This window comes from Mucilaginibacter sp. PAMC 26640 (assembly GCA_001596135.1).
Classification (GTDB): domain Bacteria; phylum Bacteroidota; class Bacteroidia; order Sphingobacteriales; family Sphingobacteriaceae; genus Mucilaginibacter.
This window is the reverse complement of record CP014773.1, coordinates 3,035,460-3,049,170: the sequence shown is the minus strand read 5'-3', so window position 1 is coordinate 3,049,170 and position 13,711 is coordinate 3,035,460. Positions and strand designations below refer to the sequence as shown.

Sequence of the window (13,711 nt, the reverse complement as noted above, 5' to 3'; positions counted from 1 at the left end):
AATCATGCAACGCTTATTAATTATTTAGTAGTGTTAATTTGAAGAATGTTTATAGAATACGGGGCGAACGTTTTTGTAAACTTTTTGCTAATCCCGTTTACAACCGATGTAGTCGGAACTATCTTCGCAGGATCGTCAATGGTATTCGTATCTTCAGGTTTATCGCCTTTTACTACGACAAGTGTGCCATTCGGGGACACTTTAACAGCTCCGTTTAGTTCAATATCAACCTGCTGCGGTTTACCGGTAACATTTACCACCTTCAAAAATATCTTACCCGTTTTTGTGTCATTAGTGGCTACAAAAAACATGGCTGGTATGGTTGGTGGCTTTTTGTTAGCCGCACTGTCTCTTTTCGTTGCAGACCTGGTTTGGGTGGGGATATTGGTGCTAGTTAAGGGTACAACCCTATTGCCTATATAGTTGTTAAATATTTTTTGCACATAATAAGACGGGGAACCAAAACTTGTTAGCGCATTGTACCCGATCAAGTCTGAATCCCACTGCCAGGCCTTTGATATGGTTGAAGTAGCCTTATTAACATTTACAAATAGCGGCGCGTAACACGACATGATAACCAGGTCAGAATTACGTTCCATACCTGTCATCCATGCGGCGTCGCCGAGGGCTGCATTCAGGTTAGTTGTAGGTGCACCTTCTCTTGTTGCCCATTCGCCAACAAATACTTTAAAACCTTTCCTGTCGTAATTATCATAATGGGCGGCATCCTCCTCCATTTCCCAGGCGTTACGATAATAATGCTCGTCAACAATTTCGGGCTTGCGTATAGTTAATTTACCGCGAACGCCCAGAAAATCCCTACCTCCAATAGTTGCAATACACTGGAAAGCCGGATATTTGGCTTTAATAGCGTCATTAAACTGCGCGTAACGCCCATCATAGCTTCCCGATGCGTCAAAACCATCTTCATTCCCGATTTCTACGTACCGCAATTTAAATGGAGCAGGGTGGCCGTCAGCAGCTCGCCTGGCACCCCAATAAGTGTGCGTATCTCCCGTAATATATTCAATTTCATTTAAAGCATCGTCAATATATGGCTTCAATAACGGCCCCGCATCCACATGGTCGCCATCGAGCGAATAACCTGCATACACGGCCAATAAAGGTTCCATATTTATGTCTTCACACCATTCTAAAAACTCAAGTAAACCCATTCCGTCGGTTGCACGGTAACCCCATGAACCTTTATGGCCCGGCCGGCTTTCAAGAGGCCCTAAAGTTGTTTTCCATGGAAAAGCGTCTGTTAACTTTGGCCCTTCCAGGAAATTACCACCCGGAAATCTTAAAAAAGCCGGTTTCATATCGGCCAATAACTTCATAATATCTATCCTGTTACCATTAATCCTATTGTTATAAGTAGGTGGGAATAGTGATACCAGATTAAAGTAGTAAATCCCCTTACGGTTGGTAGAAATTACAAAGCGGGCATCTGCTGTGGGCTTAACATTAGATGCCGTACGTAACTGCAATTGATACTTTTTCCAATAATTACTTTTTTGCAAGGCAACCTCTCCGGAAGCGTAAACGGTTTTACCATCGCTGCTTTCTATACTTACGGTTATTGGCCCGGCTGTATTGTTTTCGATAAAAGGAGCGTCAGAACTTGAGGCTGAGCCATCCGGACGGCGACGGGGAGGCGTACTGCCTAAACCTTTAATATAAAACGAGGCCTGGTAAACGGTATTCGGTTTCACAGGTATTCCCCAATAGCCATCGTTGGCAATGCCCGCCCTGCCCCCATCCGTTTCAACAACCAGTTTTAAACAAGTTGTCAGTGCACTGTTGATGGCGTGCCCCCGCTGATCCATCGAGACGTTGTCAGGATCTCCGGCAACCAAATGTATGGAGCTCCCGGCCTTCCCTTCCTGAACAAGGTTCCAGGCTTCCGGACTTTTTGCGTTATCTTTAAATATTCGGTTCCTTAGCAATTCCGCATACACGCCACCATCATAAGAATGGTTGATCTCCTCTGTCATCAGCCCATATAATTGCTTGCTAACAGTAACACCTGGCTTGCTTAATTGAAGTGTTAATTTAGGATTTTGCGCTATTAACTTTGTTGCGGTAAACAAAAAAACGCATAAGCTTAACGTGGTACATGCCTTCTTCATCATTTATTTTTGGATTATTAATTGTGTTTTAGACACTTAAATTGGTTAGCAAATGTAACAGGATTTTTTATTTAACAATCGATTGTTTAAAAAAATTCATGGGCGAAATAAAAACCTGCGAAAGACATTTAAATGGGCTTCTTCGTCAACAGATTAGCTATCAAACTTGGCGCTATACGCCAATTAAATTGATTGCAATCGATTTAATAACGGAGTTGGGTTGTTTGCACAGCTTCCTGTTAAATTATGCTCGTTTAACATGCAATGCAACCACACATTCAATGAATAAATGTAGAATTACCTATCAATCGAAATATGCGATAAATGCTGAAAATGTTAAATAAATAATTGTATTAAATACAATTATTTATTTAACTTAAAAGTCGTGATTGGTCCCAATGCTCTCACGACTAAACACCTAAAACCAAACCAATTTTTAAACTTAAATCATCAAAAAATGAAACGAAAAAGTTTAGCTATTTTAATAGCAGTCATGTTAACAAGCGTTATTTGTTATTCCCAAAACAGCCAGCCCGCAGTATTGGAAGATTTCAAACCCTCTGTAGTGAACCAACCAGGGCAAGAATACCCGCAAGTCAATTCTCAGGGCTACGTCCGTTTTCGTATCATGGCACCGAAGGCCGACAGCATTAAAGTTAGTCTTGGACTTGGCGGGAGGGGCGGCACTAAACTTGCTAAAGGTGCTGATGGCGCATTCACCGGCACTACAGAGGGGCCGATGGATGAAGGCTTTCATTATTATCACTTGACTATTGATGGAGGTGTGTTCAATGACCCGGGGGCATTAAATTTTTACGGCTCTACACGCTGGGAAAGCGGTGTAGAAATCCCAGCTCATGATCAGGATTTTTACGCCTTAAAAGATGTACCACATGGCAACGTACAGCAAGTGCTTTTTCCATCTAAAAGCACAGGTATGGCGTGCAGGGCATTTGTTTACACCCCGCCGGGTTACGGGGCCGATAATTCTCAACGCTACCCGGTATTATACCTGCAACATGGTTGGGGAGAAGATGAAACCGCATGGAGCAACCAGGGCCATGCTAATTTAATTATGGATAATCTAATTGCCGGAGCCAAAATAAAACCGTTTATTATTGTAATGACTTACGGGATGACCAACGAGGTAAAGTTCGGGGGGATCAGAAACTTTAAGATCGAACCTTTTCAGACTGTTCTAACAGATGAACTGATCCCTTACATAGATCTTAATTTCCGTACGATTGCCGAAAAAGGGCAACGTGCAATGGCGGGCCTATCAATGGGCGGAATGGAAACACATACGATAACACTTAACAAACCCGATACTTTTGACTACTATGCACTGCTAAGCGGCGGAGTTTATTCACCGGCCGAACTTAACGGAAAAGCAAAACCCAAATTAATTTTTATAAGCTGCGGCAGCAAGGAGAACCCATCTGGTGTAAATAAGGCCGTAGCTGCGCTAAAAGAAGCGGGCTACAATTCAGTTTCTTTTATTTCCGAAAACACGGCTCATGAGTTTTTAACCTGGCGCAGAAGCCTGCAAGAACTTGCTCCACTGTTATTTAAAAAATAACAGTGCCGTATTAAACTTAGCAATAGATCCAAATGATATTAAAATGAAAATGTGCATTCATATTAAATAATGCTCACTATACTATTAGCTATCGCGTTACGCGGTAGCTAATAGTTTAACATTTGTTGCAGGCTGTTTAAATATCTATCGCGCTGGTAACTCGTGAGGCTTAAACTGGAAGTTGACAGCTAAATACTACGTTAGGATTAATGCAGTCTGCCAGATAAGTAAAATCTGCGTCCAGTGCGCAATTCATGAAATTTTGGGCCAATACATGTTAAAATGCCCGGGATAGCCTGCTTTTGATCGAACCAAAGCTAATAGGTCTTGGCGCATAACACCATTGTAATTAAACACCAATCCCCAATTTTATGACAGTAGTTAAGTTACCGCACCCCCTGCCCATCTTCACCTCTCCTCTTTATTCCAAAGAAATTTTCAGTACACGTTGCCCGGACAATGGCTATTTAGGCAGGTAGAATAATCCCCCAAATAATTAACTCATTTATTATTCATTACTCGCGTCATTTTGCCAGATTCGTCTTTCATAGCGTTTTAGAGACTAACCAATTCCGGTGCTATATTAAATAGCTCTTCTGCTTTAGCCCAATAATGTGGTATTGCCACATCCATTTATACATTTCACAAAAATTGACAATATTCCAAATTCGATCTTGTAGATTTATTTATAAACCAGGCCGCATTAATTATAAGATAATAATTTCGTGAGAATCCCCCCCCTATTCTCATCCTTCATGTGAACCTACCAAACTCCATATCATGATAAATAGATACGATCGAATACAATTTTTAGGTCTGTTCTTACCAATTGCTGTATTGGTATTTAGCATAAGCTTGGCAAACGCACAAACGCCAACGGCTGTAAGGGCTGATATCAAGGTTACGCCCGTTATTAACGTACCTGCAGGTTGTTCGAGGCTAGCGCGTGATCCGGCCACCGGCCATCTGGTATATATCAATCAAAATGGAAATGTGTACGAAGTAGTAACCAAAAACGGTACGAATAGCAGCGTGCTGATAGCTACCAAAACCGACCATCAGATTACGCTTTTGCAGGGGATGGCTTTTAAAGGCAAGACGCTTTATTTAATTGGCAACCGCAATGCCGATAGCATTAGTTACGAGGGTAAAATAGTGAAAGGCGTTTTACAAAGCAATGGAACGAGAGTTTGGACTCCTGTATTGACTACTGAAAAATATGGCTACACCAATACCGCATACAACCACGGTTACAGTGGCATCGCAGTGAGCCCGGATAGTAGTTACCTTTTTATCAGCAGCGGATCAAGAACAGACCATGGGGAAATTCAAACTCGTGCGGGCTTAAAACCGGGATTGAGGGAAGAGCCGCTTACCTCCGCCATCTTTCGAATCCCTATCAATTCCACCAACGTTATCTTACCCAATGATTCTGCCAGGCAGGTAAGCTCAGGGTATCTGTATGCCGACGGGACACGCAACTCTTTCGACCTGGCTTTCGGGCCTGACGGCAATTTGTACGGCTGCGAAAACTCAGGCGACCGGGATGATCCGGATGAACTGAACTGGATACGGCAAGGCCGGTTTTATGGTTTCCCCTGGGTGATGGGCGGCAACGAAACGCCTATGCAATTCGCTGGCTATAATCCTGCAAATGACAAATTGATTGACCCGCGCAGCAGTGCCGCACAACGGGGCTTTTTTTATAATGACCCTAATTACCCAAAACGACCTAAAAGAGCCTTTACCTCCCCAATAATTAATATCGGGAGTTATGCAGATAAATACCGCGACCCGGTAGATGGGATTGTTAAGGACGCCAATGGCGAAGGACTAAAGTTTGGAACTTTTACAAGCCACCGGTCGCCATTAGGATTGGTGTTTGACAGGGACAGCCTTTTGATTGACGAATTTAAAGGTCATGGATTTGTTATGGGCTGGACAAAAGGGGCGGACAAAACATCTGCCGAAGTGGGACCGTTTAACGACCCCGGGGAAGACATCCTGCATATTCAATTGATATATGATGCTGCAACGGATAATTATAAAATGCAAACTCAGCGTATAGTGGGCGGCTTTCATAACCCGGTAGATGCCGAAATGGTTGACAACAATATTTATGTGATAGAATATGGTGGGTCGTCGCCCAAAATCTGGAAGGTAGAATTGCCCAAATCCACGGCCTGTGGTCCGAATGCTTACATCACGCGCGAACAGTACAACAACATTCCGGGGAATAAGATAAGTGATCTGACCAGTAATTCTAATTACCCAACTAAGCCCAGCTCCATGACAAAGCTCACCTCCTTCGAAGCCCCGCTTGGGGTTGGAGACAACTACGGTGTGCGGATCCGTGGCTACATTGTTCCGCCCATTACTGGTAATTATACATTCTGGCTAGCTGCAGACGATGCAGCGGAGTTATGGCTGAGCACCGACTCGACCGTTGCTGCAAAAAAGAAAATTGCAACCGTAACTAGCTATACCGCTTCGCGGGTATTTACCAAATTCCCTTCTCAACAGTCGGCACTAATTAAACTCACTGCCGGTAAAAAATACTATATAGAAGCCTTGCAGAAAGAAAGCACCGGGAATGATAATCTATCTGTTAAATGGCAATTGCCTAATGGAGTTACCGAATTGCCGATACCCTGTACCAGGTTAGCACCTTACCTGCAAGCCGCACCGGCGCTGGCCTTGGAAAACAACAGCTCATTAATGCAAATCGATTCGTTAAATAGCGGCCTGCAATTATACCCAAATCCGGCAAAAGATATTTTAACTATCGCTTTGGTCGCGGTGAACAATGGGGCTGCAAGTATTAGCATAACTGATTTGCAGGGCCTCGAAGTGTACCAAAACCGGCTAAAGTTGCTGAAAGGCGAAAACAAAATAGCAGTTAATACAACAACATTTCGTAACGGCCTGTACGTTGTCAATATCACTTACGATGGGAAAAAATATCTGAGAAAAATGCTTAAGGAATAGCGTTCCACCTTTCAGTTTATACCAGCTAATTCGTCAATGGCTAAAAGATATCTACCTTTAAAAGTTTATAATTAATGAATTACTCAACCAGCAATTCGTGAGTGATTGCTGCAGCGAATCCGCGCAGACTGGCTATTTGTATGCCTCTGCAAACTGCTACAGGCTCGCCGGGACTATTCGGTAATTTGCCTTATAAAGTGGATATTCCGAATGCATCAACCACGCAAAGCGCACGAGATGGTTTGAGTCACCCGGAATATTCACTGCCTAAAACCCTTGTCAAACAACTTATCGATTGATAATACACTAATTTAGATTAACAGCATGATCATATATTTACAGTTAAATGATCTCTGCATTATCTTTATCAATTGAATGATTAGGAACTACTATTTTAATGAAGTTCTGATACGCACATCGTAAGCATTTTGGCGCTGACGTTTGTTGACAATCACGCTATCAATGCCTCTAACAATTGTGTTTTTGCCTGTTTCCCTACCTTCAGCAAATAGGTAGTACCTGCCGGGTTCGATATTGTCAAAGTGCACCTCGCCAACTGCATCGGCACGTTCCTTTTTATCAAATTCATCGTGTAGGCTATCCGGATGATACGTACTGTCCCTATTTAAATAAACAAGGGCCTGGCCAACTTGTAACTCCTGGTGAATTACCTTTACATTAATTGTTCCGTTACCGTTTAAATCGTCTTTGCAGGCGGCCAGGCTTAGAATTGTAATTGCCAATAAAAACGCCTTTGCAATGATTTTATATTTTGGCATGCTTTACTCCTCCCCCTTGTTTTTTAGCATGGTTAATAAAGTGTAGGCGTTTTTTGTGACGATGGGTGTATCTGGTAGTTTCGAAATAATAGCAGTAAAGCCATCCACTGCGCTACCTAACTCCACAGCCTTCATGGCAAAATTATTACCACTGGCTAAAAAGAGGTAATGTTTACCTTCCCAGCTTACTAAAGCCTCATCCGGGACGGCAAAAGACTGCTGATCATTTACAGCAATCTCAGCATTAACGAAACTACCCGGCAACAAATCACGGGTGGGGTTTACTAAATGGCAATGCACTTCAAGAGCATTATTTTCGTTAAGGTTGTGTGTTATAAGTTCGATCATGGCTGGATATTTCTTGTCAGGATCAGCGTTTGAAGAACACATCACTTTTTGCCCTTTGTGTAAAAGATGGGCATCACTTTCAAATACCTGGAGATCTATATGCACTTCAGTCGGATCTATCAGTTCAAAAAGAACGTCTGAGGGCGCCACATACTTTCCAGGATTGATATTGACCTTACTCACATAGCCTGTCAACGGGGCGTAGATGGCTACCGACCGTGAAATGCTGCTTTCATTTAGCCGGTTTGGGTTGATGCCTATTAAACGCAGTTTTTCGCCTAATGAACGGGTTAACACTTTTTGAGTTTCAAAATCAGCTTTAGATTGCTGTAAAACACGCTGGCTGTTAGATTGGCTTTTATTGAGTTCTGCCTGTCTATTATAATCAGCTTCATTAAATTCCAGCCGTGCCTTTGCCGCAAGGTAATCCTGTTGCATCTGGATAAAGGCCTGATCTTCCAAAACGGCCAGTAACTGGCCTTTTGTTACCTGCATACCGGGTATCAGTTTACTACTTTTAACATAGCCACTCAATGGGAAGCTTACCGTGTGTACATTTTCGGGCGGTACATCCACAGTACCGTTTACTTTGATGAGTGAGTGCATAGCTTTATGCGTTACCGCCCCTATCTCCATCCCGGCGTTCCTGATCTGCTCACTGGTCAGGCTTATCTTGTTTTGATCAGCTTGATTAGTATTTTCCTTCTTATCAACTTCCGGTTGTTTTTCAGGTTTGCTGTTACATGCTGTCTCTAATATGGCTGGTATCAGTACCAGTATCATTTTTAATTTAATGTTTTGCATATAAATTTTTTAGTAAGTGTTTCCTTGTAGTTTTTCTATTTCGAATACAGCTTCGTTAAACTGTTGCACGGCCTGGTAGTACTGTCCGCGTGTATCAAATGATTGATTGACTAAGATAACCCAGTTAAGGTAGTCTATATCGCCACCTGCAAGCCGTTTGGATGCAGAATTGATTATAGCAGCACTGTTAGGTAATAACGCTGTTTGGTAAGTGCGGATCAGTTCCAGGTTACGGTAGTAGGTTTCATAGGCATTGGCCAAATCATTGTCAACCCGGGCCTTCAGATACTCCAGTTCTTTTTGTTGTATCCCCACTTGAGTTTTAGCCGCCCTGGTGCGCGCCAGTTGAGCTCCAAAGAAAAGAGGGATGCCGACACCTGCAGTAACAGATTGAAAGCGATCTCCTTTTTCAAAAAAGCGGTCGGTATGATCAGGTAAGCTTTGCCAACCCCTTAACGACATGTTTGCATACCCGATATTAAGGCTTGGAAGCCACTTGTTCTTTTGCAATCGATAGGAGGCATTACTTTGCACTATTTTAGCTTGTTGCAGTTGTAATTGTGCATTGCTTGCGGTTGAAGACGCATTTAAACTAATAACCGGGGCAGTATAAATAATACTATCCGCCAAAGGGGTAACCGGGCCGGCACTATTGGTTAAGAGGCGCAATCTGTTTTGGTAAATGTTTTTATCCGTCAGCAGGTTTTTAAGCTGTACCGAAATGAGGATACGTTGATTGGCTGCAGTCGCGGTTTCCAACCTGTCAGCGTCGCCGGCTTTGAACCTGTTGTTTGCCTTCTCCAAAAAACGGCCGTAAATACTATCGGCTTGCATAAGCACCTTTTGCTTTTGGGTCATCACCAACAAACTGTAAAATACTTGCTTCAGTTCGGTCTGCAAATCAGCCAACCGGTTATTTGTCTCACTTTTAGCAATGGTTATATTTGCTTTTGAAACAGCCCGCTCCCGGGCGTAAACGGTAGGGAACTGGAAGCCTTGCATGACGGAAAACCGTGTGTCTTTAACGGTACTGTTCAGCTGTCCATATTCCATACCCAGCGCAATCCTGTCCAGGTCAAATGAAGCAGGCAATAAAGCCTTACTATATTGTTCATTCAGTACCGCTGCCTGAATTGCCAGATTATTTGTTTTTAAACGCTCGCTTGCCTGTTCCAGCGTTAATGTAGTTTGCGCTGAAGCACTGTAACCCACAAAGCAAAGCAATAAAGTTGTTACCGCTGTTTTAGGTACTGCCCGGAAAAACTTAAAGCCTTTTTCAAAAAGAATATAAAAAATGGGTAGTACGAATAAGGTTAGCATAGTTGATATGATTAAGCCGCCTATAACCACGGTAGCCAGTGGCTTTTGAACTGCACCTCCCGCGCCATTACTTATAGCCATTGGGATAAAACCAAGCGACGGTACCAACGCAGTCATGAGTAAAGCCCGTAATTTTGATCGGGTGGCAGTCATCACAATGGTTCGGATGTCTGTTTCCCCCTCGTTTTTAAGCCGGTTGAATTCCGATACCAGTAGTATGCCATTGAGAACAGCAACACCAAACAAGGCAATAAAGCCCACACCTGCGGAGATGCTGAAAGGAAGATCTCGGATCCATAAAGCGAAAATGCCACCGGTGGCAGATAAGGGTATCGCTGTATAGATGAGTAACCCCTGTTTTACAGAGTTAAAGGCAAAATAGAGCAGTAAAAAAATCATAAGCAATGCAACGGGCACCACTACCGAAAGCCTGGCTTTGGCACCATTCATATTTTCGAAACTCCCGCCGTACACCAATTTGTAATCTGCCGGTAATTTCAGTTGCTGCTGCACTTTTTGCTGCAATTCCTTTACGATAGATTGTACATCGCGACCGCTGATATTAAAACCAATCACAATTCGCCTGCGGGTATCTTCACGCTGTATCTGGTTCACTCCTTCCACTTCCTCTATCTGCGCCACCTGCGAAATAGGGATCTGCTGTCCGCCCGGTGTCGGAATCAACAAATTACGGATATCGGTGAGATCCCGGCGTGATTCATTGGCCAAACGAACTACCAGGTCAAAGCGTTTTTCGCCTTCAAAAACCTGTCCGGCGCTCTGCCCGGCAAATGCGGTATTTACTGCCTGGTTGATATCCAGAACATTTAAACCATATTTCGCCATTGCATCCCGGTTATAATGAATTACTACCTGGGGCATCCCGGTAACCGTTTCTTCGTAAACGTTTATTGCGCCCGGCACGGTTTGAATAATATTGTTTAAGCGGTGCGCGTAGTTGGTTAACGAATCAAGATTTTCGCCGAAGATCTTACACACCACATCCTGGCGCGCACCGGTCATCAATTCGTTAAAACGCATTTGCACAGGAAACTGAAAGCCCACGCGAATACCGGGTACTGCCGACAATGCATGGGTCTTTTTTCTGATAAATCAGGGAAAGTTTTTGCTGATGTCCATTCACTTTTAGGTTTCAGGATCACCATCATATCCCCCGCTTCAAAAGGCATAGGATCGGTAGGGATTTCAGCGCTGCCTATTTTCGTGACCACCTTTTCAACCTCCGGGAATTTCTTCAGCAAAATAGATGATGCCTGCTGCGTGTACTTGATGGTGTTTTGGAGATTGCTACCCGTGAGCAACCGGGTTTCTACCGCGAAATCTCCCTCTTCTATCTGCGGAATAAATTCACCCCCCAAACCCATCATCAGGTAAATGGATAAAGCGAAAAGGCTCAGCGTGATTGCGATTACCGATCGTGGATAGTTGATCACCTTTTTTAATATGGGTTGATATTTACCTTCCAGCCAGGCAGTCATTTTATCTGCAGGTGTTTTTTTATGATTTAGTTTTTTATTTAAAAAAAGTGCATTCATCATCGGCACATAGGTAACCGACATCACAAAAGCCCCTAATATGGCAAATGCTACGGTCAAAGCCATTGGTTTGAACATCTTGCCTTCGATGCCCTGCAAAGACAGAATAGGCAAATAAACAATCAGGATAATGATCTGGCTGAATACCGCCGAATTGATGGTCATCCCTGTAGATTTTTCGATCTCCTGATCCATATCATCCTGCGATAGCCTGTCAATAGTTTTGAACCTTTTCTCGTGAGAAAAGCTATGTAAAACGGCTTCTACTATGATAACGGAGCCATCTACGATCAAACCGAAATCTATCGCACCTAAACTCATCAAATTACCGCCTACCCCAAACATGTTCATCAGGATAATTGCAAAAAGCATGGAAAGCGGTATCACAGACGATACGATCAAGCCTGCGCGGATATTTCCCAGGAAAAAAACTAACACAAATACTACAATAAGGGCACCTTCCATCAGGTTATGCTCTACAGTTTCAATAGCGTTGTTTACCATTTTGGTACGGTCCAGGAACGGTTCAACTACCACACCCTGGGGCAGCATTTTTTGGATCTCAGCTATTTTCGCTTTCACACGCTTCACTACAACAGACGAATTCTCACCTTTAAGCATCAGCACAACCGCACCCGCTACTTCACCCTTATCATTAAAAGTCATGGCGCCATACCTGATCGCCGATCCAAAACGTACCTCTGCAACATCGCGGATCAGCACGGGCAAGCCGTTAGGCAAGGTTTTGACTACTATCTTTTCAATATCCTGCAGGTTTGTTGTTAACCCCTCGCTGCGGATGTAAAGTACGGTAGGCCCTTTCTCTATATAAGCACCGCCGGTATTTTGATTGTTACGGCCCAGCGCGTCAAAAACTTCTGCGATGGTTACATTGCTTGCTTTCAGTTGGCCCGGCTTCACTGCAATCTCGTATTGTTTAACATTGCCGCCAAAACTGGATACCTCAGCCACGCCGGGAGTACCCATTAGCTGTCGCCGCACAACCCAATCTTGAAGCGTACGCAACTCTGTCGGCCCGTATTTCCCTTCGTAACCGGGCTTAGGCCTCACTACATATTGATAAATTTCACCCAAACCGGTAGACACCGGCGCTAGTTCCGGCGCGCCTATGCCGTTAGGCAGGTCCCGCTGCACAGCTTGCAAGCGCTCGCTTACCTGCTGCCGGGCCCAGTAAAGATCAGTTGCGTCTTCAAACACAATGGTGACTAACGATAGCCCGAAACGGGAAAAGCTCCGGATTTGCTTTAGCCCGGATATGTTACTGCACGACTGCTCGACAGGGAATGTAATCAGGCGCTCCACATCAGGAGCACCAAGAGATGGAGAAACCGTAATAACCTGCACCTGATTATCAGTAATATCAGGTACGGCGTCTATAGGTAGTTTGGTCACTTCATATCCACCCCAAATGACTAAGGCGAATACGAACAGACCTATGAGCAGCTTATTCCGAACGGAAAAGCTGATGATCTTATTCAGCATAGATATTCAATAAAATTTTTAATAATATACAACAGGCAGATACGCGGCTAACATAGCCGGCAACCTGAAATGAAAAAAGTTTAAGAATACTATGCCTGAGGCGGCTTAAAAGAAGGATCTATGGGAGCATTACATACCTCAAAGGAAAGCCGGTAAGAATTATGCTGAACAACAGCGTACCAAGGCTTCTTTAATGCAATTACAGATTGTGTAAGTGGTACATTAAATTGTATAAATGTATTGCAATCGGCTTTTTTAAAGGGGAGTCTATTATCTTCGGCATCATCGTTATCGTCAATATCATTCCCCAAATAATGCATAGAAATAAATTGCATAATGCCCACATGATTCAGTGTGCGATGCGTGAGATAATGGGAAACGAGCAGAGGAGCCTTCAGCAACTCACATACGCAGCCGTTCAATAATATAAGTGGAAGAAAGAGGTAGATCAATGCCTTTTTCACACTGCAAATATAATTTTTAATATTTCATAACTCCTGTTTTTAAAAATTCCTTTAAAAACAAATGTAATGTCTCAATGCACGTTATCAACAGAAAGCCGGATAAACCCATTAATAACAGCAGTTAACCTTAGGAAGATGGCACAATGACTATACCTTTACCGCACCGCGCCGAACACGAATTTAAATTTGCTGCTACAATAAAAAACCGCCGGATCTCACAACCGGCGGTTTATACTAA

Annotated in this window: 6 protein-coding genes and 1 pseudogene; 2 read left to right on the top strand and 5 right to left on the bottom strand. The window is 43.4% G+C overall.

All coding sequences use genetic code 11. The features are described from left to right. Positions 1–20: 20 nt before the first annotated feature. Positions 21–2,132 carry an alpha-N-arabinofuranosidase gene (locus A0256_13170; protein AMR34546.1) on the bottom strand — a complete coding sequence of 704 codons (2,112 nt, stop codon included), beginning with the start codon at positions 2,130–2,132 and terminating at the stop codon, positions 21–23. Between the two features lie 457 nt (positions 2,133–2,589). On the opposite strand from A0256_13170, the gene A0256_13165 reads away from it, so the two are divergent. Further along, positions 2,590–3,711, top strand: coding sequence for an esterase (locus A0256_13165; protein ID AMR32300.1), 1,122 nt, complete (start codon positions 2,590–2,592; stop codon positions 3,709–3,711). Positions 3,712–4,548: 837 nt separating this feature from the next. Beyond that, on the top strand, positions 4,549–6,699 hold the full coding sequence (locus A0256_13160) for a hypothetical protein (protein AMR32299.1): 2,151 nt from the start codon (positions 4,549–4,551) through the stop codon (positions 6,697–6,699). A 389-nt stretch (positions 6,700–7,088) separates the two neighbouring features. Here A0256_13160 and A0256_13155 read toward each other — a convergent pair whose 3' ends face one another. The 4 genes and pseudogenes from A0256_13155 to A0256_13140 form a co-directional block, all read right to left on the bottom strand. Further along, positions 7,089–7,478, bottom strand: a complete 390-nt coding sequence (locus A0256_13155; protein AMR32298.1) for a hypothetical protein — start codon at positions 7,476–7,478, stop codon at positions 7,089–7,091. Positions 7,479–7,481: 3 nt separating this feature from the next. Next, positions 7,482–8,630, bottom strand: coding sequence for a hypothetical protein (locus tag A0256_13150; GenBank protein AMR32297.1), 1,149 nt, complete (start codon positions 8,628–8,630; stop codon positions 7,482–7,484). Between the two features lie 9 nt (positions 8,631–8,639). Continuing rightward, positions 8,640–13,009, bottom strand: a pseudogene (locus tag A0256_13145) (acriflavine resistance protein B). An 89-nt stretch (positions 13,010–13,098) separates the two neighbouring features. Next, positions 13,099–13,329: a hypothetical protein gene (locus A0256_13140; GenBank protein ID AMR32296.1), complete on the bottom strand. Its 231-nt coding sequence runs from the start codon at positions 13,327–13,329 to the stop codon at positions 13,099–13,101. Positions 13,330–13,711 lie beyond the last annotated feature (382 nt).

What these genes read in the sequence shown, in the direction of transcription:
- A0256_13170 (AMR34546.1), bottom strand. Translation starts at nt 2,132, where the DNA reads ATGAAGAAGGCATGTACCACGTTAAGCTTATGCGTTTTTTTGTTTACC.
- A0256_13150 (AMR32297.1), bottom strand. Translation starts at nt 8,630, where the DNA reads ATGCAAAACATTAAATTAAAAATGATACTGGTACTGATACCAGCCATA.
- A0256_13155 (AMR32298.1), bottom strand. Translation starts at nt 7,478, where the DNA reads ATGCCAAAATATAAAATCATTGCAAAGGCGTTTTTATTGGCAATTACA.
- A0256_13165 (AMR32300.1), top strand. Translation starts at nt 2,590, where the DNA reads ATGAAACGAAAAAGTTTAGCTATTTTAATAGCAGTCATGTTAACAAGC.
- A0256_13140 (AMR32296.1), bottom strand. Translation starts at nt 13,329, where the DNA reads ATGCATTATTTGGGGAATGATATTGACGATAACGATGATGCCGAAGAT.